29 protein-coding genes and 1 tRNA gene are annotated in these 25,763 nt (G+C 59.2%); 22 read left to right on the top strand and 8 right to left on the bottom strand.

The genetic code is table 11. The features are described from left to right. The first annotated feature begins 73 nt into the window (after nt 1–73). From AB4Z20_RS07580 to AB4Z20_RS07610, 7 genes are read left to right on the top strand one after another with little or no spacing between them, the layout of a single operon-like run. The gene (locus AB4Z20_RS07580) at nt 74–1,030 is read left to right on the top strand and encodes a sugar ABC transporter substrate-binding protein (RefSeq protein WP_442089645.1); all 957 of its coding nucleotides are present in this window, start codon (nt 74–76) and stop codon (nt 1,028–1,030) included. 58 nt (nt 1,031–1,088) lie between these two features. After that, nucleotides 1,089–2,642, top strand: coding sequence for a sugar ABC transporter ATP-binding protein (locus AB4Z20_RS07585; protein ID WP_063320392.1), 1,554 nt, complete (start codon nt 1,089–1,091; stop codon nt 2,640–2,642). Beyond that, nucleotides 2,639–3,616: an ABC transporter permease gene (locus tag AB4Z20_RS07590; RefSeq protein WP_013693780.1), complete on the top strand. Its 978-nt coding sequence runs from the start codon at nt 2,639–2,641 to the stop codon at nt 3,614–3,616. The genes AB4Z20_RS07585 and AB4Z20_RS07590 overlap by 4 nt, the downstream gene beginning before the upstream one ends. 3 nt (nt 3,617–3,619) lie before the next feature. Beyond that, nucleotides 3,620–4,639: a LacI family DNA-binding transcriptional regulator gene (locus AB4Z20_RS07595; RefSeq protein ID WP_258688802.1), complete on the top strand. Its 1,020-nt coding sequence runs from the start codon at nt 3,620–3,622 to the stop codon at nt 4,637–4,639. Between the two features lie 23 nt (nt 4,640–4,662). Next, a complete protein-coding gene (rbsK, locus tag AB4Z20_RS07600; protein ID WP_320389091.1) occupies nt 4,663–5,577 on the top strand; it encodes a ribokinase in 915 nt (304 codons plus the stop codon). Further along, nucleotides 5,574–5,978: a D-ribose pyranase gene (gene rbsD / locus AB4Z20_RS07605; RefSeq protein WP_253476354.1), complete on the top strand. Its 405-nt coding sequence runs from the start codon at nt 5,574–5,576 to the stop codon at nt 5,976–5,978. The genes rbsK and rbsD overlap by 4 nt, the downstream gene beginning before the upstream one ends. A 30-nt stretch (nt 5,979–6,008) precedes the next feature. Further along, nucleotides 6,009–7,037 carry a nucleoside hydrolase gene (locus tag AB4Z20_RS07610; RefSeq protein ID WP_253476352.1) on the top strand — a complete coding sequence of 343 codons (1,029 nt, stop codon included), beginning with the start codon at nt 6,009–6,011 and terminating at the stop codon, nt 7,035–7,037. A 47-nt stretch (nt 7,038–7,084) separates the two neighbouring features. On the opposite strand, the gene AB4Z20_RS07615 is transcribed toward AB4Z20_RS07610, so the two are convergent. After that, nucleotides 7,085–7,282: a hypothetical protein gene (locus AB4Z20_RS07615; protein WP_003203634.1), complete on the bottom strand. Its 198-nt coding sequence runs from the start codon at nt 7,280–7,282 to the stop codon at nt 7,085–7,087. A 128-nt stretch (nt 7,283–7,410) separates the two neighbouring features. On the opposite strand from AB4Z20_RS07615, the gene AB4Z20_RS07620 reads away from it, so the two are divergent. Then, the gene (locus tag AB4Z20_RS07620; protein WP_442089646.1) at nt 7,411–7,716 is read left to right on the top strand and encodes a hypothetical protein; all 306 of its coding nucleotides are present in this window, start codon (nt 7,411–7,413) and stop codon (nt 7,714–7,716) included. A 161-nt stretch (nt 7,717–7,877) separates the two neighbouring features. Continuing rightward, nucleotides 7,878–8,192: an I78 family peptidase inhibitor gene (locus AB4Z20_RS07625; protein ID WP_253476347.1), complete on the top strand. Its 315-nt coding sequence runs from the start codon at nt 7,878–7,880 to the stop codon at nt 8,190–8,192. Nucleotides 8,193–8,260: 68 nt separating this feature from the next. On the opposite strand, the gene AB4Z20_RS07630 is transcribed toward AB4Z20_RS07625, so the two are convergent. Further along, entirely contained in the window at nt 8,261–8,473 is a 213-nt protein-coding gene (locus tag AB4Z20_RS07630; protein WP_003179963.1) for a cold-shock protein, read from the bottom strand. A 289-nt stretch (nt 8,474–8,762) separates the two neighbouring features. Next, nucleotides 8,763–9,065 (bottom strand): hypothetical protein, encoded by a 303-nt coding sequence (locus tag AB4Z20_RS07635; RefSeq protein WP_072339741.1) that lies wholly within the window; start codon nt 9,063–9,065, stop codon nt 8,763–8,765. A gap of 371 nt (nt 9,066–9,436) precedes the next feature. Here AB4Z20_RS07635 and thrS point away from each other — a divergent pair, with 371 nt between their 5' ends. From thrS to AB4Z20_RS07680, 9 genes are all read left to right on the top strand, one after another. Further along, entirely contained in the window at nt 9,437–11,359 is a 1,923-nt protein-coding gene (gene thrS / locus AB4Z20_RS07640; RefSeq protein WP_003203626.1) for a threonine--tRNA ligase, read from the top strand. Beyond that, a complete protein-coding gene (infC, locus tag AB4Z20_RS07645; RefSeq protein WP_169432615.1) occupies nt 11,359–11,910 on the top strand; it encodes a translation initiation factor IF-3 in 552 nt (183 codons plus the stop codon). The genes thrS and infC overlap by 1 nt, the downstream gene beginning before the upstream one ends. A 60-nt stretch (nt 11,911–11,970) precedes the next feature. Continuing rightward, complete coding sequence (gene rpmI, locus AB4Z20_RS07650; RefSeq protein ID WP_002553160.1) at nt 11,971–12,165, top strand: 50S ribosomal protein L35; 195 nt, start codon at nt 11,971–11,973, stop codon at nt 12,163–12,165. Between the two features lie 30 nt (nt 12,166–12,195). Beyond that, nucleotides 12,196–12,552, top strand: a complete 357-nt coding sequence (gene rplT / locus AB4Z20_RS07655) for a 50S ribosomal protein L20 (protein WP_002553161.1) — start codon at nt 12,196–12,198, stop codon at nt 12,550–12,552. A 109-nt stretch (nt 12,553–12,661) separates the two neighbouring features. Then, a complete protein-coding gene (pheS, locus tag AB4Z20_RS07660) occupies nt 12,662–13,678 on the top strand; it encodes a phenylalanine--tRNA ligase subunit alpha (RefSeq protein ID WP_003203624.1) in 1,017 nt (338 codons plus the stop codon). 36 nt (nt 13,679–13,714) lie between these two features. Then, nucleotides 13,715–16,093 (top strand): phenylalanine--tRNA ligase subunit beta, encoded by a 2,379-nt coding sequence (gene pheT, locus AB4Z20_RS07665; protein WP_442089647.1) that lies wholly within the window; start codon nt 13,715–13,717, stop codon nt 16,091–16,093. Between the two features lie 3 nt (nt 16,094–16,096). Next, nucleotides 16,097–16,399, top strand: coding sequence for an integration host factor subunit alpha (gene ihfA, locus AB4Z20_RS07670; RefSeq protein WP_002553164.1), 303 nt, complete (start codon nt 16,097–16,099; stop codon nt 16,397–16,399). Then, nucleotides 16,380–16,736: a MerR family transcriptional regulator gene (locus AB4Z20_RS07675; RefSeq protein ID WP_003179985.1), complete on the top strand. Its 357-nt coding sequence runs from the start codon at nt 16,380–16,382 to the stop codon at nt 16,734–16,736. The genes ihfA and AB4Z20_RS07675 overlap by 20 nt, the downstream gene beginning before the upstream one ends. A 90-nt stretch (nt 16,737–16,826) precedes the next feature. Then, nucleotides 16,827–16,903, top strand: a tRNA-Pro gene (locus tag AB4Z20_RS07680). An 86-nt stretch (nt 16,904–16,989) separates the two neighbouring features. Here the strand turns inward: AB4Z20_RS07680 and AB4Z20_RS07685 are convergent. Continuing rightward, nucleotides 16,990–17,952 carry a GlxA family transcriptional regulator gene (locus AB4Z20_RS07685; RefSeq protein ID WP_442089648.1) on the bottom strand — a complete coding sequence of 321 codons (963 nt, stop codon included), beginning with the start codon at nt 17,950–17,952 and terminating at the stop codon, nt 16,990–16,992. Nucleotides 17,953–18,047: 95 nt separating this feature from the next. Between AB4Z20_RS07685 and AB4Z20_RS07690 the strand changes: the two genes are divergently transcribed. The 3 genes from AB4Z20_RS07690 (at nt 18,048) to AB4Z20_RS07700 (ending at nt 20,029) form a co-directional block, all read left to right on the top strand. Beyond that, nucleotides 18,048–18,491 carry a tautomerase family protein gene (locus AB4Z20_RS07690; RefSeq protein ID WP_018609128.1) on the top strand — a complete coding sequence of 148 codons (444 nt, stop codon included), beginning with the start codon at nt 18,048–18,050 and terminating at the stop codon, nt 18,489–18,491. 95 nt (nt 18,492–18,586) lie between these two features. After that, entirely contained in the window at nt 18,587–18,934 is a 348-nt protein-coding gene (locus AB4Z20_RS07695; RefSeq protein ID WP_253476331.1) for an ArsR/SmtB family transcription factor, read from the top strand. A 36-nt stretch (nt 18,935–18,970) separates the two neighbouring features. After that, nucleotides 18,971–20,029: a flavin-containing monooxygenase gene (locus AB4Z20_RS07700; RefSeq protein WP_258688794.1), complete on the top strand. Its 1,059-nt coding sequence runs from the start codon at nt 18,971–18,973 to the stop codon at nt 20,027–20,029. A 26-nt stretch (nt 20,030–20,055) separates the two neighbouring features. Here the strand turns inward: AB4Z20_RS07700 and AB4Z20_RS07705 are convergent, their stop codons facing one another. Continuing rightward, entirely contained in the window at nt 20,056–21,495 is a 1,440-nt protein-coding gene (locus AB4Z20_RS07705; RefSeq protein ID WP_258691254.1) for a lactate dehydrogenase, read from the bottom strand. Between the two features lie 318 nt (nt 21,496–21,813). Beyond that, nucleotides 21,814–22,182 (bottom strand): hypothetical protein, encoded by a 369-nt coding sequence (locus AB4Z20_RS07710; protein ID WP_258688793.1) that lies wholly within the window; start codon nt 22,180–22,182, stop codon nt 21,814–21,816. A gap of 345 nt (nt 22,183–22,527) precedes the next feature. Here AB4Z20_RS07710 and AB4Z20_RS07715 point away from each other — a divergent pair, with 345 nt between their 5' ends. Next, nucleotides 22,528–23,568 carry a zinc-dependent alcohol dehydrogenase family protein gene (locus AB4Z20_RS07715; protein WP_258688792.1) on the top strand — a complete coding sequence of 347 codons (1,041 nt, stop codon included), beginning with the start codon at nt 22,528–22,530 and terminating at the stop codon, nt 23,566–23,568. Here the strand turns inward: AB4Z20_RS07715 and AB4Z20_RS07720 are convergent. Then, entirely contained in the window at nt 23,565–25,586 is a 2,022-nt protein-coding gene (locus AB4Z20_RS07720; RefSeq protein ID WP_258688791.1) for a DKNYY domain-containing protein, read from the bottom strand. The genes AB4Z20_RS07715 and AB4Z20_RS07720 overlap by 4 nt on opposite strands. A gap of 61 nt (nt 25,587–25,647) precedes the next feature. After that, on the bottom strand, nt 25,648–25,734 hold the full coding sequence (locus AB4Z20_RS07725) for a hypothetical protein (RefSeq protein ID WP_442087941.1): 87 nt from the start codon (nt 25,732–25,734) through the stop codon (nt 25,648–25,650). Nucleotides 25,735–25,763 lie beyond the last annotated feature (29 nt).

Below are 25,763 nucleotides of genomic sequence, written 5' to 3' on the forward strand. Positions count from 1 at the left end.
ACTTCACGCAAACGTTTGCGCGGCGTTCCGTGCATTGATTTGCTCACAATAATCATAAGATCGGAGTGAACCCATGAAGTTGCCATTCGCTGGACGTCTTCTCGCTGTCGCCATGCTCGCGGCCGCATCCGCTGCGCTGCCTATCTCCTCGGCATTCGCCCAGACCACAGAAAAACCCAAGGTCGCCCTGGTCATGAAATCCCTGGCCAACGAGTTCTTCCTGACCATGGAAGACGGCGCCAAGTCGTATCAGAAGGAACACTCCGCCGATTTCGACCTGATCTCCAACGGGATCAAGGATGAAACCGACACCGCCAACCAGATCCGCATCGTCGAGCAGATGATCGTGTCCAAGGTCGATGCGCTGATCATCGCGCCAGCGGATTCCAAGGCCATGGTGCCGGTGATCAAGAAAGCCGTCGACGCTGGCATCACCGTGATCAACATCGATAACCAGCTCGATCCGGCCGTCGTCAAAAGCAAGAACATCAACGTGCCGTTCGTAGGCCCGGACAACCGCAAGGGGGCGCGCCTGGTGGGCGAGTACCTGGCCAAGCAGCTCAAGGCCGGTGACGAAGTCGGCATCATCGAAGGCGTGTCCACCACCACCAATGCCCAGGCACGCACCGCGGGCTTCAAGGATGCGATGGAAGCGGCGCAGGTCAAGGTCGTTTCCCTGCAATCGGGCGACTGGGAAATCAACAAGGGCAACCAGGTTGCCGCGTCGATGCTCAGCGAATACCCGAACATCAAGGCACTGCTGGCCGGTAACGACAGCATGGCGGTCGGCGCTGTATCGGCCGTGCGCGCGGCGGGCAAGGCGGGCAAGGTGCAGGTGGTCGGCTACGACAACATCAATGCCATCAAGCCGATGCTCAAGGACGGTCGTGTCCTGGCGACGGCCGATCAGTTCGCCGCCAAGCAGGCCGTGTTCGGCATCGAGACGGCGCTGAAGATCCTCAAGGGCGAAAAAGTCGACAGCGGTACCCACGGCGTTATCGAAACTCCGGTCGAGCTGGTGACCAAGTAGTTATCCTGGCGACACAACGGTGCTCGCCCATCCGGGCGAGCGCATTGGAGAGTTTGTTATGTCCGTTCGCGACCCGAACGCTGTCCTGTGCGTCAGCGGTATCGGCAAGACCTATGCCCAACCGGTACTGACCGACATCAACCTGACGTTGATGCGCGGTGAAGTGCTGGCGCTGACCGGCGAAAATGGCGCCGGCAAAAGCACCTTGTCCAAGATCATCGGCGGGTTGGTGACGCCGACGACCGGGCAGATGCAATTTCAAGGTCAGGATTATCGCCCTGGCAGCCGGACCCAGGCTGAAGAACTGGGCGTGCGCATGGTGATGCAGGAACTCAACCTGCTGCCGACCCTTTCCGTGGCCGAGAACCTGTTTCTCGACAACCTGCCCAACCACGGCGGCTGGATCAGTCGCAAGCAATTGCGCAAGGCGGCCATCGAAGCCATGGCCCAGGTGGGGCTCGATGCAATCGATCCTGACACGTTGGTTGGCGAACTGGGGATCGGTCACCAGCAGATGGTCGAGATCGCCCGCAACCTGATTGGCGATTGCCATGTGCTGATTCTCGATGAGCCGACGGCGATGCTGACGGCCCGCGAAGTCGAGATGCTCTTTGAACAGATCACTCGTCTGCAGGCTCGCGGCGTCTCGATCATCTACATTTCCCATCGCCTCGAAGAACTGGCGCGGGTCGCTCAGCGCATTGCCGTGCTGCGCGATGGCAACCTGGTCTGCGTCGAGCCGATGGCCAACTACAACAGCGAGCAACTGGTGACCCTGATGGTCGGCCGGGAGCTGGGCGAGCATATCGACCTGGGTCCACGCCAGATCGGCGCGCCGGCGCTGACCGTTAAAGGCCTGACACGCTCCGACAAGGTTCGCGACGTGTCCTTTGAGGTGCGCAGTGGCGAGATCTTCGGTATCTCCGGCCTGATCGGGGCAGGGCGCACCGAACTGTTGCGGTTGATCTTCGGTGCCGATACCGCCGACAGTGGCACGGTGGCGCTGGGTTCGCCGGCCCAGGTCGTGAGCATTCGCTCCCCGGCCGATGCGGTGGCCCATGGCATCGCGTTGATCACCGAAGATCGCAAGGGTGAAGGGCTGCTGCTGACCCAATCCATCGCCGCCAACATTGCCCTGGGCAACATGCCGGAGATTTCCAGCGCCGGCCTGGTCAATGGCGATGCTGAACTGGCCTTGGCACAGCGGCAGGTCGATGCCATGCGCATCCGCAGCTCCAGCCCGACCCAGTTGGTGTCCGAGCTGTCGGGCGGCAACCAGCAGAAAGTGGTGATCGGTCGTTGGCTCGAACGCGATTGCGCGGTCATGTTGTTCGATGAGCCGACCCGTGGCATCGATGTCGGCGCCAAATTCGACATTTACGCGCTGCTCGGCGAGCTGACTCGCCAGGGCAAGGCGCTGGTCGTGGTATCCAGCGACCTGCGGGAGCTGATGTTGATCTGTGACCGGATCGGCGTACTGTCCGCCGGACGCCTGATCGACACCTTCGAGCGTGACAGCTGGACCCAGGATGACTTGCTTGCCGCCGCATTCGCCGGCTACCAGAAACGTGATGCGTTGCTCAACGAAGCAGCGCCTAGGGATTTTTCATGAAAACCGCATCTGCCGTCGGCAAATCGAGTGGCAATTTCTATGGCCTCGGGACCTACCTGGGCCTGGCTGGCGCGCTGCTGGCCATGGTCGCGCTGTTCTCGGCCCTGAGCAGCCATTTCCTGTCCTATGACACCTTCAGCACCTTGGCCAACCAGATTCCGGACCTGATGGTGCTGGCGGTCGGCATGACGTTCATCCTGATCATCGGTGGCATCGACCTGTCGGTGGGATCGGTGCTGGCGCTTGCGGCATCGACGGTCAGCGTGGCCGTGCTGGGCTGGGGCTGGAGCGTGTGGCCATCGGCCTTGCTCGGCATGGCCGTGGCGGCGCTGGCGGGTACGGTCACCGGTTCGATTACCGTGGCGTGGCGGATTCCATCGTTCATCGTCTCCCTCGGCGTGCTGGAAATGGCCCGGGGCCTGGCGTACCAGATGACCGGCTCGCGGACTGCCTACATCGGCGACTCGTTCGCCTGGCTGTCCAACCCCATCGCCTTTGGTATCTCACCTTCGTTCATCATCGCCTTGCTGGTGATCTTCATTGCCCAGGCCGTGCTGACCCGTACGGTGTTCGGCCGCTACCTGATCGGCATCGGCACCAATGAAGAAGCCGTGCGCCTGGCCGGTATCAATCCAAAGCCTTACAAGATCCTGGTGTTCAGCCTGATGGGCTTGCTGGCCGGTGTGGCCGCGCTGTTCCAGATTTCCCGCCTGGAAGCGGCGGATCCGAACGCCGGTTCAGGGCTTGAGCTGCAAGTCATCGCTGCCGTGGTCATCGGTGGCACCAGCCTGATGGGTGGGCGTGGCTCGGTCATCAGCACCTTCTTTGGCGTGCTGATCATCTCCGTGCTGGCGGCGGGCCTGGCGCAAATCGGCGCTACTGAGCCGACCAAGCGCATTATTACCGGTGCGGTGATCGTGGTGGCGGTCGTGCTCGATACCTATCGCAGCCAGCGCGCCAGTCGGCGGGGCTGAACCATGGCGACGATCAAGGATGTAGCAGCGCTCGCCGGGATTTCCTATACCACCGTGTCCCACGTGGTGAACAAGACGCGGCCGGTCAGCGAGGAAGTGCGGCTCAAGGTCGAGGCGGCCATCGAGCGCCTGGACTACGTGCCCAGCGCCGTGGCCCGGTCGCTCAAGGCCAAGACCACGGCGACCATCGGCCTGTTGGTGCCCAATAGCCTCAACCCTTACTTTGCCGAGTTGGCCCGGGGTATCGAGGATTACTGTGAGCGCAACGGCTATTGCGTGATCCTGTGCAACTCCGACGACAACGCGGACAAGCAACGCAGCTACCTGCGGGTGCTGCTGGAAAAACGCATCGACGGCCTGATCTTCGCGTCCGCCGGCGGTGATGTCGGCCTGGCCGAGGGGCTGTCCAACGTGCGCACGCCCATGGTGATCGTCGACCGCGGGCTCGACGGCGTCGACGCAGACCTGGTGCGCATCGATCATGAATACGGCGCCTACCTGGCGACCCGGCACCTGCTGGAGCTGGGCCATCGCGATATCGCCTTCATCGGTGGCCCGGCCGATACCAGCGTGGCGCAAATGCGTCTGGCCGGTTACTGCCGTGCGCTGAAAGAGGCCGGGATCGAGCTGCCCGTCGAGCGCATGCTCGAGAGCGATTTCACCAGTACCGGTGGCTACCGCGCCGCCGCGCAACTGCTTGAACAGCAGCCGCCGAGCGCGATTTTCGCGGCCAACGACATGATCGGCATCGGTGTACTGCGCGCCGCCGCTGAACGCAACGTGCGCGTGCCCAGCGAACTGTCGGTCATCGGTTTCGATGACATCCAGATGAGCCGTTATGTCTACCCGGCGTTGACCACGGTAGGGCAGTCGATCCTGCAGCTCGGCGAGATGGCGGCCGAAGTGCTGCTGCGACGAATTGCGACGCCGGGCCTTGCCACCGAGCAGCGGATCGTGACGCCAAGTATTGTCCTGCGAGAGTCGACTGCACCGCTGTCCGGTACATTCGCCCAATACCGCTGAACCGAATTGATGAGTAGTGATGTATGCCAGCAAAAGTAGTGGTAATAGGCAGCCTGAACATGGACCTGGTGACCCGGGCGCCGCGTCTGCCGCGCGGTGGTGAAACACTGATCGGCGAGTCGTTCGCAACCATCCCGGGCGGCAAGGGTGCCAACCAGGCGGTGGCCGCCGCGCGCCTGGGGGCGCAGGTATCGATGGTTGGTTGCGTGGGCAATGATGCCTACGGCGAACAGTTGCGTGGCGGGCTGTTGGCCGAGGGCATCGACTGCCAGGCGGTCAGCGTGGTGGAGGGGGCCAGCGGCGTGGCGCTGATCGTCGTCGACGACAACAGCCAGAATGCGATCGTTATCGTTGCCGGTGCCAACGGTGCGCTCACCGCCGAGGTCCTGGACAGTGTCGATGAAGTGCTGCAAGGCGCCGATGTCATCATCTGCCAGCTCGAAGTGCCGGATGCCACCGTCGGCCACGCCCTCAAGCGCGCTCGCGAGTTGGGCAAAATCGTCATCCTCAACCCGGCGCCAGCCTCCCGGACGTTGCCGGCCGACTGGTACACCTGCATCGACTACCTGATTCCCAATGAAAGCGAAGCAGCGGTCTTGAGCGGGCTGGCGGTGGATTCCCTGGAAACCGCCGAAGCCGCCGCGGCGCATCTGATCGCCGCTGGCGCCGGCAAGGTGATCGTGACCCTGGGTGCCCAGGGGTTGATGTTCGCCAACGGTGCCAGTTTCGAACACTTCCCGGCCCCGCGGGTCAAGGCAGTGGACACCACGGCGGCCGGAGACACCTTTGTCGGCGGTTTCGCGGCAGCCCTGGCGAGCGGCAAAAGCGAGGTCGACGCGATTCGTTTCGGCCAGGCCGCCGCCGCGCTGTCGGTCACCCGCGCGGGCGCGCAGCCTTCAATCCCCACGTTGCTGGAAGTACAGGCTTTCAAATCATGAAAAAGACGCCGTTATTGAATGTGGCACTGTCACGACTGATCGCTTCCCTCGGCCATGGCGACAAGGTGGTCATCGGTGATGCCGGCCTGCCCGTGCCGCCCCAGGTCGAATTGATCGACCTGGCCCTGACCCATGGCATTCCTGACTTTGTCAGCACCTTGAAGGTGGTGCTCAGCGAAATGCAGGTGGAAAGCCATGTACTGGCCGAGGAGATCCTCGAAAAACAACCGTCGGCCCTGACGACCCTGGAGGCGCTGCATGCCGAGGGTGCGCTGGGCGAGCGGGCGCTGGTCAGCCATGAACAATTCAAGATCATCAGCCGACAGGCGCGGGCGATCATTCGCACAGGCGAGTGCTCTGCGTACTGCAATATCGTGCTGGTCGCTGGAGTGACGTTCTAACCCTGTTCAACCCTGCACAAGGAGTGCGCCATGCACCGCTATGCTCAGAAAATGCATCAACTGATCCGGAGTCTGCTGCTTTTGTCATTGATCACTGCTACGGGCGCCCAGGCGGCGGAAAAAATCGACCTGATCATCGACACCGATCCGGGGGCCGATGACGTGGTGGCGCTGTTGTTCGCCCTGGCGTCGCCCGAGGAGCTGCATATCCGTGCGCTGACCACCGTCGCCGGCAATGTGCGCCTGGACAAGACCTCTCGCAACGCTCGCCTGGCGCGGGAATGGGCAGGGCGCGAAGACGTGCCCGTGTATGCCGGTGCGCCGAAACCGTTGATGCGCACGCCGATCTACGCGGAAAACATCCATGGCAAGGAAGGCCTGTCGGGTGTCACCGTGCACGAGCCGAAGAAGGGGTTGGCCGAAGGCAATGCCGTCAACTACCTGATCGACACCCTCAAGGCGGCCAAGCCCCACAGCATCACCATTGCCATGCTTGGCCCGCAGACCAACCTGGCCCTGGCGCTGGTGCAGGAGCCCGACATCGTCCAGGGCATCAAGGAAGTGGTGATCATGGGCGGTGCGCATTTCAACGGCGGCAATATCACGCCGGTGGCTGAATTCAATCTGTTCGCCGACCCGCAGGCGGCCGAGGTCGTGGCCAAGAGCGGCGTGAAGCTGACGTACCTGCCGCTGGACGTGACCCACAAGATCCTCACCAGCGAAGCGCGCCTGAAGCAGATCGCGGCGCTGAACAACCATGCCAGCAAGCTGGTGGGCGATATCCTCAACGAATACGTCAAGGGCGACATGGAGCACTACGGCATGACGGGCGGGCCGGTGCATGACGCGACGGTGATTGCCTATCTGCTCAAGCCGCAGTTGTTCACTGGTCGTTCGGTCAATGTCGTCGTGGACAGTCGCGAGGGCCCGACGTTCGGGCAGACCATCGTCGACTGGTACGATGGCCTGAAAGCGCCGAAGAACGCGTTCTGGGTGGAGAACGGTGATGCCCAGGGCTTCTTCGACCTGCTGACCGAGCGCCTGGCGCGCCTCAAGTAACCTGCCTGGCTATGCGCCCGCAGGTTGGGCCTGCGGGTGCGTGAGCTTCAGTCCACGGCGTCTACGACGCTCGGGTAGCGTTCGAATGCCTGCTGGATGAAGTTGCGGGCAACCTCCGTCCCCAGTTCCCTCACCAGCAATTCTATGCCGATGATTGCCAATTCCTCGGGGCTGCTCGGGCTATAGGAGCTATGGCCCTCCGACCATTTGGCATTGATGGTGGCTTCGATGCTGACGGTGCTCATGGTAGGGCTCGCGAGTTGGAGGGCTGTAAGTGGAGTTAAGCATTTTTGCCCCCGGTTTGGCACTGCGACTTAGGCATTGGAAGAGGGCTGTGCGACACTCTTTTTTTTGTTTTTAAAGGAGCCCCGCCGTGCAGATCGATTTGAACGCTCCGGATGGCCTGACCCTCGAAGCGGTTCGTCAATTGCTGGCCTCGGTCAGTGACGACGAGCATACCCAGCTGCGCGTGACCAAGGGCGGTGTCGCCTATTTGTCCTCGGGTGTGGTCGGTGGTGCGGACATCGATGGCTTGCTGTTTCGGCTCGAGACCTGGGCGAAGGGCTCGGGATACGTCGGGCGGGTCGCTGCCAGCGACGAGGTCTGGGTCATGCAGATCTACAATGCGCTGAAGGATAACTGGCCCAATCCTCCGTTCGATTACATCGACGTTTATTGAGCGGTGTTCATATCCAGTCACGATTCATGTCTGAACAGCAGTGGCGGCTCAGGCAAACTGCCGGTTTTCCGGATGAGCCAAGCCGAGACCTCCGGTGTTGAAACCAAGCGCCGTTTGGGTTGTCGCACGCTCTCTGTTTATCTATAGAAAAAGGAGGCTTCATGCCTTGGAAGCTCGCGTCATTGAGTACTCTGCTGGCCGCCGTGGTCTTGAGCGGTTGCAGCAGCACCTCGGAAACGACCCCCGAACCCGTGGCGACCGAGACCGGTAACGGCCGCTGCGAAGCAAAGGGCGCCGAGTTCGCCATTGGCAAGCAGGCCTCGCCACAATTGCTGGAGCAGGCTCGTACCCGTGCCGGCGCGCAGATTGCCCGGATCCTCAAGCCCAACGACATGGTGACGCTTGAGTACCGCTCCGATCGCCTGAACCTCAATACCGATGCCAACCTGGTGGTCAACCGGGTGAACTGCGGCTGACAGGCGGTTTTCAATCGCCCATAAAAAACCCCGTCACATGGACGGGGTTTTTTTAGTGCGCCGAGAAATTACTCTGGGCGAACCTGTGCAGCTTGCATACCCTTTTGGCCTTTCTCAGCCACGAAGGAAACGGTCTGGCCTTCTTTCAGGCTTTTGAAACCGTCGCTTTCGATAGCTTTGAAGTGTACGAACAGGTCGTCACCGCCACCTTGAGGAGTGATGAAGCCGAAGCCTTTTTCATCGTTGAACCATTTAACGGTGCCGGTTTGGCGATTAGACATGGTGTATCTCCAAGAAACATATATTTTCAGTGTACTGTGCTGCTCAGGCCAACTGGGCACACCCGGGTATCATAGTCGAAATGTTCGATTTGGGACCCCCCCAGACGCGTTGTTTGCCAATCAGTCGTGTTTACTTTACCGCCTTTACCCGCTGAAAGGCCCGGTTTTAAAGGCTTTCAGCCGAAAGTAAAGACGATAAAAAAAGCTGTAAAACCTGAATAAATCGTTCAAAAAAGCCTGAAATCAGTGTTTTTCAACCCTGCCGGGCCTGTTCAGGAAGCCTGTTTTCTCACTTTTTCGCCTTGTTGTCGGCCTTGCATTTTGCGATCTGGCCCAGTGCCTTTTGCTGCAGCTCCGGGGTGGCCTTGTTGTCCATCAAGGCCTGGATGTCCGAGGCTGGATAGGACTTGATCGCATCGGCGCCACAGGCGCAATGAGCCTTGGCAGCGGCCGGGCCGATCTGGGGCGTTGCCGCCTCCGTGCATTGGGCCATGTATTTTTCGCGCTCGCCTTTGGGCCAGTCGGCATGGGCGGTCAGAGGAAGCAGCAGGGCGAGGGGGGCGACTACTGCAAACAATGTATTGAGACGCATGCGAAGATGCTCCTTTCGGGTCGATGTCTTGATATCTGAGGCGTTGCGCTCGGTTCAGTTCAGCACTCTGGCATAAAAACCGTGGATTTACGCCTGCTTCAATTCGAGCGCGGCGATGACCGTTCATCTGTGCTAGCATGCCGGGCTCGGGTATTTCCAGGCTGCGGATGACAACTCGTCCCGGCGGCAAATGTTCGAAATAACCCTGATTTGAATCCCAGTCACTCTGGTTCGGTTTTCCCGGTTGGCCGCAAGGCTCCTGCCGCTGTAAGGCAGGCGTTCGTCATTGAATGGCCTGGACTGGATCTTGTACTGGCTCATCCCAACCCACGTGACCTTTGGTAGGGGTCACCACTAGGAGAGGAGGCGCCATGCCAACTATTACTCTTCCCGACGGCAGTCAACGTTCATTCGATCACCCGGTTTCCGTAGCCGAGGTCGCCGCATCCATTGGAGCGGGCCTGGCCAAGGCCACCCTGGCCGGCAAGGTCAACGGCAAGCTGGTCGACGCCAGTGACGTCATCGACAGCGACGCCACGCTGCAAATCATCACGCCAAAGGATGAAGAGGGGCTGGAGATCATTCGCCACTCTTGCGCGCACCTGGTCGGCCATGCGGTCAAGCAGCTGTACCCGAGCGCGAAGATGGTCATCGGCCCGGTCATCGACGAAGGCTTCTATTACGACATCGCCTTCGAGCGTCCTTTTACGCCGGAAGACATGGCGGCCATCGAACAGCGCATGCAGCAGCTGATCGAGAAAGATTACGACGTCATCAAGAAGGTCACCCCGCGCGCCGAAGTCATCGAAGTCTTCAAGGCCCGTGGCGAGGACTACAAGCTGCGTCTGGTGGAAGACATGCCGGACGAGCAGGCCATGGGCCTGTACTACCACGAAGAATACGTCGACATGTGCCGTGGCCCGCACGTGCCGAACACGCGTTTCCTGAAATCCTTCAAGCTGACCAAGCTGTCCGGCGCCTACTGGCGTGGCGACGCGAAGAACGAGCAGTTGCAGCGCGTCTATGGCACCGCCTGGGCGGACAAGAAGCAACTGGCGGCCTACATCCAGCGCATTGAAGAAGCCGAGAAGCGCGATCACCGCAAGATCGGCAAGCGCCTGGGCCTGTTCCATACCCAGGAAGAGTCCCCGGGCATGGTGTTCTGGCACCCGAACGGCTGGACCCTGTACCAGGTGCTCGAGCAGTACATGCGCCAGGTCCAGCGTGAAAACGGCTATCTGGAAATCAAGACGCCGCAAGTGGTGGACCGCAGCCTGTGGGAGAAATCCGGGCACTGGGCCAACTACGCCGACAACATGTTCACCACCCAGTCGGAAAACCGCGACTACGCCATCAAGCCGATGAACTGCCCATGCCACGTGCAGGTGTTCAACCAGGGCTTGAAGAGCTACCGCGAGCTGCCGATGCGCCTGGCCGAGTTCGGTGCCTGCCACCGCAACGAGCCATCGGGTGCGCTGCACGGCATCATGCGCGTGCGTGCATTTACTCAGGACGATGCGCACATCTTCTGCACCGAAGAACAGATGCAGGCCGAATCCGCCGCCTTCATCAAGCTGACCATGGACGTCTATCGTGACTTCGGCTTCACCGAAGTCGAGATGAAGTTGTCCACTCGTCCGGAAAAACGCGTTGGTTCCGACGAGCTGTGGGATCGCGCCGAAGCGGCCCTGGCCGCCGCCCTTGATAGCGCGGGCCTTGCGTACGACCTGCAGCCGGGCGAGGGGGCCTTCTACGGTCCGAAGATCGAATTCTCGCTGAAAGATTGCCTCGGTCGTGTGTGGCAGTGTGGTACCTTGCAGCTCGATTTCAACCTGCCGATCCGTCTGGGCGCTGAATATGTGTCCGAAGACAACAGTCGCAAGCACCCGGTCATGCTTCACCGCGCGATCCTCGGTTCGTTCGAGCGTTTCGTCGGGATTCTGATCGAACACTACGAGGGTGCGTTCCCTGCGTGGCTGGCGCCGACCCAGGCAGTGATCATGAATATCACTGATAAACAGGCAGATTTTGCCGCCGAAGTCGAAAAAACTCTCAATCAAAGCGGATTTCGTGCCAAGTCCGACTTGAGAAATGAAAAGATCGGCTTTAAAATCCGCGAGCATACTTTGCTCAAGGTTCCCTTTCTCTTGGTTATCGGAGATCGGGAGGTCGAGATGCAGACTGTCGCTGTGCGTACTCGTGAAGGTGCTGACCTGGGCTCGATGCCCGTCGCCGAATTCGCTGAGTTTCTCGCGCAAGCGGTTTCCCGGCGTGGTCGCCCAGATTTGGAGTAATTATTATTAAGCGTGAAATGAGACAAGATAAACGAGCTGCACCGAAAGCCCCGATCAACGAGAATATCTCGGCACGCGAGGTTCGGTTAATTGGCGCTGACGGCGAGCAGATTGGTATCGTCTCGATTGATGAAGCGCTTCGTATTGCTGAAGAAGCCAAGCTTGATCTGGTAGAAATTTCCGCAGACGCAGTCCCACCGGTTTGCCGGGTGATGGACTACGGCAAGTCGATCTTCGAAAAGAAGAAGCAGATTGCCGCGGCGAAGAAAAACCAGAAGCAGATTCAGGTAAAAGAAATCAAGTTTCGTCCAGGGACGGAGGAAGGGGATTACCAGGTAAAACTGCGCAACCTGGTACGTTTCCTGAGTGATGGGGACAGGGCCAAGGTATCCTTGCGATTCCGCGGCCGTGAGATGGCCCACCAGGAGCTGGGGATGGAACTCCTCAAGCGGGTTGAACAAGACCTGCTCGAGTACGGTTCGGTCGAACAGCATCCTAAGATGGAAGGACGCCAGCTGATCATGGTCATCGCCCCGAAAAAGAAGAAGTAATCACCAGGGCACGGCAGGCCTTGCGATTATGTTTATCAACTGAATGCGGAGTATCCGAACATGCCAAAGATGAAGACCAAAAGTGGTGCTGCTAAGCGGTTTCTGAAAACTGCTAACGGTATCAAGCACAAGCACGCTTTCAAGAGCCACATCCTGACCAAAATGTCGACCAAGCGTAAGCGTCAACTGCGCGGTAGCAGCTTGCTGCATCCGTCTGACGTGGCAAAAGTCGAGCGCATGCTGCGCCTTCGTTAATTTTTGGATCAAGAATAGAGGAAGTAACTCATGGCTCGTGTAAAGCGTGGCGTCATTGCCCGTAAGCGACACAAAAAAATTCTGAAACTTGCTAAAGGCTACTACGGCGCGCGTTCCCGCGTATTCCGTGTTGCCAAGCAAGCGGTAATCAAGGCAGGCCAATACGCCTACCGTGACCGTCGTCAGAAAAAACGTCAGTTCCGCGCTCTGTGGATCGCTCGTATCAATGCTGGTGCTCGTGTTAACGGTCTGTCCTACAGCCGTTTCATCGCTGGCCTGAAAAAAGCGTCCATCGAGATCGACCGTAAGGTTCTGGCTGATCTGGCAGTGAACGAAAAAGCGGCGTTTGCTGCGATTGTCGAGAAAGCTAAAGCCACCTTGGCTTAAGTACCCCCGGCAGTCACCGGGGCCTACATCTGTGGGCCCAGGTGTCAAACGTCATAAATAGGGGAAGAGCCTTAAAGCTCTTCCCCTATTTCGTATCTGGAGTCTGTACATGGAAAACCTGGACGCGCTGGTCGCTCAAGCACTAGAGGCTGTGCAAAGCGCTGAAGATATCAATGCCCTGGAGCAAATCCGGGTTCACTACCTTGGCAAGAAGGGCGAGTTGACTCAGGTGATGAAGACCCTGGGGAACCTGCCAGCCGAAGAGCGTCCGCAGGTCGGTGCGCTGATCAACGTTGCCAAGGAGCGTGTCACAGAGGTCCTCAATGCGCGCAAGGCGTTGTTCGAGGAGGCGGATCTGGCTGCCAAGCTCGCCGCCGAGTCCATCGACGTGACCCTGCCTGGCCGTGGCCAGACTTCCGGTGGCCTGCATCCGGTGACCCGGACGCTGGAACGCATCGAGCAGTTCTTCACCCACATCGGCTACGGCATTGCCGAAGGCCCTGAGGTCGAAGACGACTACCACAACTTCGAAGCGCTCAACATCCCAGGCCATCACCCGGCCCGGTCGATGCATGACACCTTCTATTTCAACGCGAACATGTTGTTGCGCACCCATACCTCGCCGGTACAGGTCCGCACCATGGAATCGCAACAGCCGCCGATCCGCATCGTCTGCCCAGGCCGTGTGTACCGCAGCGACTCCGATATCACCCACTCGCCGATGTTCCACCAGGTCGAAGGCCTGCTGGTTGATCGCGACATCAATTTCGCCGACCTGAAAGGCACGATCGAAGAGTTCCTGCGGGTGTTCTTCGAGAAAGAACTGGCCGTGCGTTTCCGCCCTTCGTACTTCCCGTTCACCGAGCCATCGGCTGAAGTCGACATGGAATGCGTGATGTGCAGCGGTAAAGGCTGCCGCGTCTGCAAGCAGACTGGCTGGCTGGAAGTCATGGGCTGCGGCATGGTTCACCCGAACGTGCTGCGTATGTCCGGGATCGATCCGGAAGAGTTCTCCGGCTTTGCTTTCGGCATGGGCGTCGAACGCCTGGCCATGCTGCGTTACGGTGTGAATGACTTGCGCCTGTTCTTCGACAACGACTTGCGGTTCCTTGCGCAATTTCGCTAAGCCGCAGACCCGTAACGAATCTAATAGGAGAGCAGGATGAAATTCAGTGAACAATGGCTGCGCGGCTGGGTAAGCCCGCAGGTAAGTCGGGACGAGCTGGTTGCTCGCCTGTCGATGGCCGGCCTTGAGGTCGACAGCGTAACGCCGGCCGCCGGTGATTTCAGCGGTGTGGTCGTGGGCGAGGTGCTGGGCACCGAGCAACACCCGGACGCTGACAAACTGCGGGTTTGCCAGGTCAGCAATGGCGTGGAAACCTTCCAGGTTGTCTGCGGCGCGCCCAACGTGCGCCCGGGCCTGAAGATCCCGTTCGCCATGATCGGTGCCGAACTGCCGGGCGACTTCAAAATCAAGAAAGCCAAGCTGCGCGGCGTCGAGTCCAACGGCATGTTGTGCTCCCAGGCCGAACTGCAGATTGGCGAAGGCAACGATGGCCTGATGGAGCTCCCGGCAGATGCGCCGGTGGGCCAGGACATCCGTGAATACCTGGGCCTGGACGATGCGAGCATCGAGGTCGACCTGACGCCGAACCGTGGCGACTGCCTGTCCCTGGCCGGCCTGGCCCGTGAAGTCGGCGCGTTGTATGCCGCTCCCGTGACGCGTCCCGTGGTTGCGAGCGTGCCGGCCGTGCACGACGAAGTGCGTTCGATTGAAGTCCTCGCGCCGGCCGCGTGCCCGCGTTACCTGGGCCGTGTGATCCGTAACGTCGACCTGTCCAAGCCGACGCCGCTGTGGATGGTCGAGCGCCTGCGTCGCGCCGACGTGCGCAGCATCGACGCCGCTGTCGACATCACCAACTATGTGATGCTGGAGCTGGGTCAGCCGCTGCATGCGTTCGATCTCGCCGAAATCAACGGCGGCATCCGCGTGCGCATGGCCGAAGAGGGTGAGAAGCTGGTGCTGCTCGACGGCCAGGAAGTGACCCTGCGCAGCGACACCCTGGTGATTGCCGACCACGCTCGCGCCCTGGCGATTGCCGGCGTGATGGGCGGCGAGCACAGTGGCGTATCCGCCACGACCCGCGATGTATTCCTGGAGAGCGCGTTCTTCGACCAGATCGCCGTCGCTGGCAAGGCCCGCTCCTATGGCCTGCACACCGACGCCTCGCACCGTTACGAGCGTGGCGTGGACTGGCAACTGGCCCGTGAAGCCATGGAGCGCGCCACAGCCCTGCTGCTGGACATCACCGGTGGCGAAGCCGGCCCGATCATCGAGACCGTCAGCGAACAGCACCTGCCCAAGATTGCCCCGGTCACCCTGCGTGCCCAGCGCATCACCCAGATGCTGGGCATGGAAATGGACCCGGTCGAAGTCGAACGCCTGCTCAGCGCCCTGGGCCTGAACATCCGCGCCGATGGGGCAGGGCAGTGGCACGTCGAAGTGCCAAGCCATCGCTTCGATATCAGCCTGGAAGTCGACCTGATCGAAGAGCTGGCCCGCTTGTACGGCTACAACCGCCTGCCGGTTCGCTACCCGCAAGCACGCCTGGCCCCACAGGCCAAGGCTGAAGCCCGCAGCGACCTGCCAGAACTGCGCCGCCTGCTGGTGGCCCGTGGGTATCAGGAAGCGATCACCTACAGCTTCATCGATCCACGCCAGTTCGAGCTGTTCAGTCCGGGTGTCGAGCCGCTGTTGCTGGCCAACCCGATTTCCAACGACATGGCTGCCATGCGCTCGTCCCTGTGGCCGGGCCTGGTCAAATCGCTCCAGCACAACCTGAACCGCCAGCAGGATCGCGTGCGGCTGTTCGAAAGCGGCCTGCGTTTTGTCGGTCAGCTGGATGGCTTGAAGCAAGAGCCGATGCTGGCCGGTGTCGTCTGTGGCAGCCGTTTGCCGGAAGGCTGGGCGCAAGGTCGCGATGTCGTCGACTTCTTCGACGTCAAGGCTGACGTCGAAGCGGTGCTGGGCTTCGCCGGCGCGCTCGACGTATTCACTTTCGTCCCGGGCAAGCACCCGGCGCTGCACCCGGGGCAGACCGCGCGCATCGAGCGAGATGGGCGTGAAGTCGGCTATGTCGGTGCCATTCACCCTGAACTGTCGAAAACCCTGGGCCTTGATCGTCCAGTCTTCGTTTTCGAGCTGGTTCTGGCCGAAGTGGCACTGGGGAAAATGCCGAAATTCCAGGAGTTATCGCGCTTTCCTGAAGTGCGTCGTGACCTTGCGTTGCTGGCCGACCGTGAGGTTGCTTCCAGCGCCGTGCTGGAGGTAATCCGTGAAAATGCAGGCGAATGGCTGACGGACCTCAGGCTATTTGACGTGTATCAGGGTAAAGGCATTGATCCGCATAGAAAAAGCCTTGCAGTTGGCTTGACCTGGCAGCATCCATCGCGCACTCTTAATGACGATGAGGTGAATACCGCAACGCAGAATATCCTCACCTCGCTCGAAACCAGGTTGAACGCCACGTTAAGGAAGTGACGTATGGGGGCTCTGACGAAAGCTGAGATGGCGGAACGTCTGTATGAGGAGCTGGGCCTGAATAAACGGGAGGCCAAAGAATTGGTCGAACTGTTTTTCGAAGAAATCAGGCACGCTCTGGAAGACAACGAACAGGTCAAATTGTCCGGTTTCGGCAATTTCGACCTGCGGGACAAACGCCAGCGGCCTGGCCGCAATCCGAAAACGGGAGAAGAAATCCCGATCACGGCTCGCCGTGTGGTCACCTTTCGTCCAGGGCAGAAGTTGAAGGCCCGAGTTGAGGCTTATGCTGGAACCAAGTCATAACGACGAACTACCCGTCATCCCGGGCAAACGCTACTTCACCATTGGTGAAGTCAGCGAGCTGTGTGCGGTAAAACCACACGTGCTGCGCTATTGGGAGCAGGAGTTTCCTCAACTCAACCCGGTCAAGCGCCGCGGAAACCGTCGGTATTATCAGCGACAAGACGTGCTGATGATCCGGCAGATCCGCGCGCTGCTCTATGACCAGGGGTTCACCATCGGCGGAGCGCGCTTGCGCCTCTCCGGTGATGAGGCCAAAGACGATACAACCCAGTACAAACAGATGATCCGCCAGATGATCGCCGAGCTCGAAGATGTACTGGTGGTGCTCAAGAAATAAATTTCTGCTTTTAAATACTTCCAGTTTTCAAAAGCTTGCGATATATTCCTGAGCGTTCCGTTGAGAAGCGGAACAAGATTCACGCCTAGTCGGGGCGTAGCGCAGTCCGGTAGCGCACTAGCATGGGGTGCTAGGGGTCGAGTGTTCGAATCACTCCGTCCCGACCATATTCTTCAATGACTTAGCCCAATCTGAAAAGGTTGGGCTTTTTCATGTCTGCGATTTTTCGCTTTTGAGTCGTTAAAAGTAGATCTTACTGGCGCAGTTGTCTTGGGGATGCGTTCAACAGGCGGCGCATAAGTCGCCGTAGGGCCGTGGCATCCTGGTATCCCACCTGCTCGGCGATAGATTCAACGGAGTGTCTGCTGGTTTCCAGTAGCACGCGGGCCCTGTTCAGTTGCACGCGCTGGATCAAATATTGGGTTGAAAGGCCGGTTGCTTTTCGAAGGTGCCGGGACAGCGTTCGCTCAGACATGCCCACGTACGCCGCAAGGCTCGGAACGCTGGGAGGATGGGGCAGGCTGGCTTCTATGTAGGCGGTGAGGTTGGCGACCAGTGTATTGCCCCGGGCCATGATCGCGGGGTTGATGAATGGGGATTGCAACTGTCGGCCGTCGAGTAGAAGAGCCTTGCCCACATAGTCGGCGAGCGTCGGCGACAGGCGTCTGCGCAGCAGGTGCAGCATCAGGTCAGTTTGCGCGAAGGCTGCGCCAGCGGTCGTCAAGGGTGGGTCGCAAAGCACCATGACGTTGGGGTCGACGATGCAGTCCGGCGCAATGCTCGACAGCCAAGGGGCGAGCCACCAGGAGGTCGTTACCTTTCGACCGTCCAGCAATCCTGCGGCATGCAGGAGAAAGACCGCCGAGCATGAGGCGGCAATCTCCTTGCCTTCATTCACATGTGCCCTCAGCGCTGGCAGTGTCTGCAGTACCCAGTCTTGCTCAAGACGCTGCAGCAGCGCGTCGAAGTCGCTGATGCCAAGGCCCGGAATGACCCAGCAGGAGTTGTCCTCGACGTCTGTCGTCAGTTCGTCGACCAACAGTTGCATGCCTTGCCCTAGCGTAATCAGCCCTGGCTGCGGCCCGCACACTCGCCAGCGTGGCACGGCGAGGCCTTGGCGCTGCGCAAGTGTCGCGGCGGTGCCGAGGATGTCCAAGGTGGCCGCGACGCTTGAGGCGAACGACTCGGGAAAGACTAGAACAGTGAAATCGTACATTGTCCGATTATGCCCGAAAGAAGACGAATCGGTCACTTATGGCGTGGAGAGATAAATGGCCCAATGGCGCTTCCAGTTAACAGTGAGGTTTCGCCATGCCAAACATCTTGATCAAGGTGCCTACGGGGGCTTTCAATCAGCCACAGCGCCAACAGTTGCTTCGAAGCGTGAGCGACGTGGCAATGCTTAATGAACACATGGGCGATGCCCCTCAGCAGCGTGCTTTGTGCTGGGTGCTCATTGAGGAAATTCAGGCCGATGAATGGCTGTGCGGAGGCGTTGCTCCTCATGCCAGGGCCGTTCCATGCATTGTCATCGTCAAGGTGCCTGCCGGCGTTCTTGATGCACCGATGCGCCAGCGCTACGTGCGTGAATTGCATTGCGCAATACAATCGAGCCTGACAACGGAGGATCAGCGCCAGTTGCTGACCTCAATACAGATCCAGGATGTGGTTGATGGCACTTGGGGGGCGAACGGTGATATTTGGCATCTGGCCGACTTCACCCGTGCAGCCGGGTACGGACATCTTGCTCCCTAGGCTGTAGGCCTTCCAGAGAGCGCACTGCCCGGCGGGGAGGGCATGTCATTGCAGAGTATTGACGTGTGCACAAGCATGCACATATAGTCGGTTGCATGACTGATCGAATCCTTCACCGAACCCGCGCAATTGACGCCGCCATCGAGTCGCTCGATGGCGCTTTCTTCAAGGCGCTTTGCGAGCCTTCGCGTGTCGCTGTGCTCAAGCGCGTGATGCAACTGGGGCGCGCCGATATCGCCGAGATTGCGCAAGGATTGCCCCAGGAGCGTTCAGTTGTTTCCCGACATCTGCAAGTGCTGTTAGAGGCAGGTATCGTCCGCGGCACCAAGGTCAGTAGGCAGATGTTCTACGAGGTGGATGGTCCGGCGGTGGTGGCACGCCTCGAAGCCATTCTTGAGCATATGAAAAGCCTGGCCCCGTTCTGTTGCCCAGGTACGCCCTGATATTTTTTGTCTTGTAGTGTGCATGAGTGTGCATATATGAATGTAACGAATGAAGTCCTGGATGTCGTCGTGATTGGCGCTGGCCAGGCAGGATTAGCGTGCGGTTGGCACTTGCAGCAGCACAACCTCAGGTTCCTGATTCTGGATGCTGAGCGGTCTCCGGGAGGGAATTGGTGCAACTACTACGACAGTCTGAAGCTTTTCTCTCCAGCGGCTTACTCGTCATTGCCAGGCATGCGCTTCCCGGCAGAACCTGATCATTACCCGCTTCGTGATGAGGTCGTGCGCTATCTGGAAGACTATGCAAAGGCATTCAAATTGCCAATTCGTCAGTACACCCGCGTACAGCATGTACACAGAGAACACGGGCTGTTTCAGCTTCAAACGGACGGTGGGGAAAACTTTTTCTCCAAGGCGCTGATCGTCTGCACGGGAGGATTCAATCAGCCTTTCATTCCCGATATTCAAGGGCTTCAGGGCTTTCTTGGGCGCAGTTTGCACAGCGCGGAATATCGAAATGCCGATGGCTTTGGTGGGCAGCGAGTGGTTGTGGTCGGTGCTGCAAACTCGGCTGTTCAAATTGCTTATGAACTGGCCCATGTGAGCAACGTCGTGCTGGCAAGCAGGGAGCCCATTCGGTTTTTTCCGCAGAAGATACTCGGTCTGGATTTTCACACTTGGCTGAAGTGGTCAGGGTTGGAAAAGACCCGCTGGTTGAGCGATCAAAGTACGCCGGTGCTCGATGACGGCATCTATCGTCGAGCCCTTAAGCAGAAGTTTTTCGAGCGTAAGCCGATGTTCGAGGCGATAACACCAACCGGTGTGATCTGGTCTGATGGGCAGCACACTGAGGTTGATAGTTTGGTGTTTGCTACAGGATTTCGCCCGAACCTGAAATTTTTGAGCGGGTTGGAATGCCCAGGCAATGAATATTGGGCTCATCGTAACGGGCAGGCTGAGCACGTGCCTGGGCTGTATTTTGTCGGTCTGCCGAAACAACGGAATTTTGCTTCAGCGACACTTAGAGGTGTCGGCCAGGATGCGGCCTACATCATGCCCAGCTTGATGCGATTTGTTCGCGATGTGCCTGTTTAGCAGACCGTTTGGCGGCTGCATTGTGTTCAACGCGCCAGCGCCGAAGGGTTTTCCTGCAACATCACCGAACCGTGGAGGGTGGCGAGCGCTTCCTTCAACATGGATTGTTCTTGTGCCTCCTGGGATTTCTTGCTTTCCTTGGCGGCGTATTCCAGCAATACCAAGTGACTGCGGCTGGTTGAAGCTTCCTTTGGCACCACGGTCTCTTCAACCATTTTGCCCATGACGTACTGCTGTGTCCGGGTGTCCTGGCTGGCGTTTTGCGTGACAGAAGCCCTGGTCAGTCGGCCGTCTTTGTAGGCAAGGCTGGCCGAGCTGCTGGCCTTGTCATTCACTTCTACGTAGAGATAGTTCTGCGAGTCGCTAGTTGTGCCTAGCGCGGGTGCTTTCCCGCCCTTCAGGCTCTTGTGATAACTGGCCGATAAACTCGATTGCTGGACTTGATCGACGCTGCGATTGCTCATTATGGAACCTGCAACGACAGTTTTCTGCGACAGGGTATAGGCAAAGCTATCGACTTCGGATGGGCGCATCGGGTTGGACGCGTCGTTGGTTTGTTTGATGGACGCCTCGAAGTCTGCCAGCCCAGTCAGCAGGCCTTTGTCCGTCGCGTTACGGGTCAGTGGCTGTGACGGGGTAGCGCCCTGTGGATAGTGGCTGTTCATGGCGCTGAAGGCGTCCTTGAACATCTCCATCAGGGCGGCCTTGGCGCTGCCACGCTCCTGCACCCGATCAAACTGGGCGAGGTAGCTGTTCAGGGCGTTGGCCTGCTGCTTGGCATCGCCCAGGATTGCGCTGTTTTTCAGATCCACGCTCAGGTTCAATTCGCCATCCGGACCACTCATTTGCGTGGTGCGGCTCTGGCTGTCGGCGCGGTAGGCAAGGATCAGGTCCTCACCGTCCACGCCCTTGAGCTTGGCGTTCAGGTCAATGGATGCCAATACGCTGGAGTCGAACTGCGTCAGCTTGCCCAGGTCGAGCTTGGGAGGCTCGGCCGTCAACCCGTCGACAGCGGCCTGAAAGGCACTGCCAAGCACACCAATCGCCTTGAGTTCGTCCTCGCTCAGCGGGCCCCCGTCCACCGTAGCCTGAACGCCAAGTCCATCGTCCTGGCTGGTCAGGCTGAAGGTAACCGTCTTGCCACTGGCGGTCTTGATGCTGAGGCTGATCAGGTTGTCGGCTTTATTGTGCAGCAGCGCCTGTTCGGATTTTATCTCGGCGGCGTTGTGAGCCTTGTCCGGGGTGGTATGGAGCACTGACTGGGAAAGGCTCGAACCACTCTTGGCGAACTGCTCCACCAAGGCTGCACCCAGGCCGTGGAAGCGGTTGGCGATCGACAGCGATTTGGGATTGGTCCCCATGATGTTAGTGACAGCGTCCTGACCTGCCTTTTCCCAGACACGGACAGTCTCCTGGCCGGGCAGTTGCCCGAGTCGGGAATAGGTCTGCGCTTCGACATCGGCCACGGGGTTGCCCAGGCTTACGATTGCCGCTGGTCGAGCTGGCAAGACATCAGTGCTCTCTATCACTGTTGCAGGTGATGCCGCGACGGCAGAACGAGTCGGGAACTGGATGGGAATGGCAGGGCTGATCGGGGTTAGGGTAGTCATGACGGTCCGTGTCGACAGAGCAGGGTTACGCTCAATGTAGTGAATACACCGTCCGATTGAAAGTGTGGACGCTGAAATGGGTGGCAGAGAGCCATATGGCGTGGTTGTTCAGGTCCTAGGCACGGGCGTATGCCGAATCGACTGGCATGGCTGGCCGACGGTCTGCCCGCCCGCCTACCATTTTGCAGAAAACCAGTATCGTGCGAGCTTCACCTGGGTTCTAAGGCCTACCTGACCTTTTACGCATAAATCCTCCAGTTCCTCGGCTGACCTCAAAGGATCCTTCTTTGTGCTGGGTTTCAGGCCATCTTGATAGGTTGGGCCAAACTCAGGACTGGCCTCCGAAAGGAGTCGGATTGCTTTCGCATAGTCGTCTTCGAGATCTTCGGGCAAGGTGCCGCACGCTGCTTTTGTATGCTGATAGACCTTCCCCCACATGTAACCCGATTTGTCGGGGGTGTTAAGGTCCGAATAGGAGTCGGCTGCTGCAGAGGTACAGTAAGAAGTCAGTGACATTGCAGCCATTAAAAGTTGTTTGTGCATCGTTTGTTGATCCCTTCCGTGGTTGTAAAAAAGCCGACTTATACATTGCGCATCTTCTTCAAGTCCACGTTTTGCGCGCCCGGCATGGAGCGTGGAGCGTAAGTGCACCCACTAGGCTGCGGTGGCTATGTTGGTGGCTTGGAAGGGGTGACTCGTTTTTAGCGAAAGCGTCGGTGGTCGATACAGTATTCTTCCCCTTCGAATACCAGTACAGCTGCAACCTCTAAGCGACAGAGATTTTTACGTGTCAGGGAGTTTGTGGTTACTGTTGGCGTTGGTTTGCGACCAGGCCTGTCCGCGAACCCGGTTTCAGCCATAGCGCTTTTCCAAAGTAGAGGGATCCTCATGAAAGCCGTAGTTTACGAAGCCTTTTCCCAACCCCCTCGTTTGATGACCGTCGAAGACCCGACCCCCGAGCGTCACGGTGTGGTGGTTCAGGTCCTTGGCACAGGCGTGTGCCGAAGCGACTGGCATGGCTGGAAAGGTCATGATCCTGACATTCAACTGCCCCACGTGCCCGGTCACGAATTGGCGGGGATCGTGGCGGAGGTGGGGAGGGATGTCAGCCGGTGGAAGGTGGGCGATCGCATCACCGTGCCTTTTGTCGGTGGCTGTGGGGCGTGCCCGGAATGCAATAGCGGCAACCAGCAGGTGTGCCACAGCCAGTTTCAGCCGGGCTTCACCCATTGGGGGTCTTTCGCCGAGTATGTGGGGATCCACAAGGCGGATTTGAACCTGGTCGCGCTGCCTGAAAACATGGATTTCGCCACGGCGGCGAGCCTGGGCTGTCGCTTCGTCACCTCGTTTCGCGCGGTTGTCGATCAAGGCAAGGTCTCGGCGGGCCAATGGGTGGCGGTTCATGGCTGTGGCGGGGTGGGGTTGTCCGCGGTGATGATCGCCCACGCTATCGGGGCGAACGTTATCGCCATCGATATCTGCGACGATAAGCTCAAGCTTGCCCAGTCGCTTGGTGCCGTCGCGACGGTCAACGCAAGCCGGGTGGCGGATGTCACCGAGGCGGTGCTCGAGATTACGAAGGGCGGCGCTCATGTTTCGCTGGATGCCCTGGGCCATCCTACGACCTGCTTCAACTCCATCAATAATCTGAGACGGCGCGGCAGGCACGTCCAGGTCGGTTTGATGCTGGCGGACCACAGCACGCCGGCAATCCCCATGAGCAAGGTCATTGCCTACGAGCTGGAGATCTGTGGCAGCCATGGCATGCAGGCTCACCGTTACGGCGCGATGATGGAGATGATCACGTCCGGCAAGCTGGCGCCTGAAAAACTGGTCGGCAAGACCATCAGCCTGGAACAATCGATTGATGCGCTCATGAACATGGATCGGTTTGACACGGCAGGCGTTACGGTCGTGACGGAGTTCTAGGTGTTCGTCGACGGCTGGCCGAGGGATTCCCGATAATGCGCTTCGTCGACCTCGGTCAGGGTTGCATAACCGTCGTAGTGATAGATGCAATGTTGGTCACGGGCATAGCGCTCATCCAGGAATTCGAGCGTGGTCAAGTCGATCCGCTTGGCGCTCAGCGGGCGTCGGTGGCAGAACAACTTGCGCGTGCCCAGTTGCAGGAAGTCGGGATGGGGCACGCGGACTTCATCAGGGTCGAATGCCACCTCCAGCGGCTTGCCTTCCGAGAGAATCAGGCTAGGGCTGATGGCATAGGTGCCGAGAATGCGGGTGTCCGAGGGGTGTAGGCGTTTTTTCGCCTCGCCGTAGTAATACACCGCATCCCGATCCTTGGCCCAACCATGACCGCAGGACTCGAACGTGGCCGCTTGCGCCTTACGAATCGGCTCCGGGGGGTGGTAAAAAACCCGGTGACAGAACACCGTCTTACCGTCAGTCAGGTAGGGCGCACCCAGTGAGCGGAAATGCTCCGCGGGCTCCTGGGAAAAACGTTCAGGCACCTCGGATTCGGCGTTATGAAACGGGATCAGATACAAACCCTGGGCGTCGCCGCACAGGTGTGTGTCCAGCAATTTGAAACTCGCCGCGTCCAGCCCGTTGATCACGCGTCCATGGAAATACACCTGGTCGCCCCGTTCGAAACCGAGACCGATGGCCTGCAACGGCTGCGTTTCTACCTGCGTTTGCGCGGTTTTCGACTGTGCCTGCAAACGGTGCCACCAATAACCCTCCAACTGCGGATGGGCTTCGAAGTAAGGAGCCCACGCTTCTTGCATGGCCGCATCGATGATGCCGCCGGAGCCCAGCGGGCCGTGCTTGTCACCGACCAGCACGGGCGAGTAATCCTGGTCATTGCGATAGAGCTGGGTCACTACGAAGCTTTGCGCATCGACATCAAGGCGTTTCTGGCGCCTGTAGACGTGCTGGTGATCACGGTAATAGTCGAACCCCAAGTGGCGAAAACTCGGACCATGGGCTTCACGCAAGCGGGTCCCGGCGGCGTAGACGAACGTGTCGTCCACGGCAAAATAGTCATCCTCGTATTCGCTGGCACTGACCACGCGGCCGCACTCATCAAACACTGGCTGCGAGCATTTGAGCAGGTGGAAATCGCCAACGTAGCGAATGCTCTTGCCAGTCAGGTAATAGGCGCGGTGGCGGTCTTTGGCGTAGCGTTCGTTAAGCACGGTGAAGGTCGCCAGGTCGGCATTGTCGATGCGATAGAAGTATTCATAGGAAATGCTCGAACCTTGCTGCGCTTGCACGATGATCGACTGCCCATCTGTGCCCCAGCGATGGGCGAGCATCTGGAAGTCGTACGGGGTTGCGATCGGCAGCGGCGTGCCGTCCTTCTGGTGCAGGGGCTTGAAGCCCTTGTAGACCTGACCGTCGATCACTCGATAGGACGGGTGGTTGCAATACCGCACCCGCACCGTGGCGCTGGCGATAAAATGCCCCTGCAAAAAGATATTCACCCCGTCGCTGAACAGGGCGGACGCTGAAGTCACCGAGGCTGGTGACGCTGGCAACAGGGCCAGGCTGTCGTGCCGTGCCTCGGGAATTCGGCTGATCGCGTAGTCGCCGAACCAATAGGCGCCGGTTGCGTCACGCCAGTACTGGTGGCCGAGGCTTTCCAGGCCGTTGTCGAAACGAAACGGCAGGGCCTGCAGCGCGTGGTAGCCATGGCGTTCCCGGTAGGTCGGAAGCAGGTAGTAATCGCGCAGAGCGTCGCGCAAGACCCAAGGGTTGCGTCGATGTCGCCAAACCGGCTGATCGGCAAGCAAGGGCGAGGGCGGATAGAGCCCAGCGCTGGCAGATTGTGCTAACTCGCCGGGTCGTGCGCCTTGAGGGTTGAGCATGATGTACACATCAGGCACGCGCCCGTCGCCCAGCAGCATGCCGTCGACGAAGGCGAAACCTTGATGCCATTCAAGCTGCAGCGGCTCCCAGTCAGCCTTATCCGTCCCTGTGATTGTCATGTTATTGCGATCTGCTCTCCAGGGAGGTGGAACACCAAGCCAATGATCGCCGCCGCCACGCTCAAAAAATGAACTTGAACAGCGCAATCACCACGATCAGGCCAATCAGGAAGATGATGCCTACGGTACCGCCAAGGAATTTCAACATAAAAACGCTCTCATCGGATGGGCTTAATC

The organism is Pseudomonas sp. KB_12, from assembly GCF_052114545.1.
Lineage (GTDB): Bacteria > Pseudomonadota > Gammaproteobacteria > Pseudomonadales > Pseudomonadaceae > Aquipseudomonas > Aquipseudomonas brassicacearum.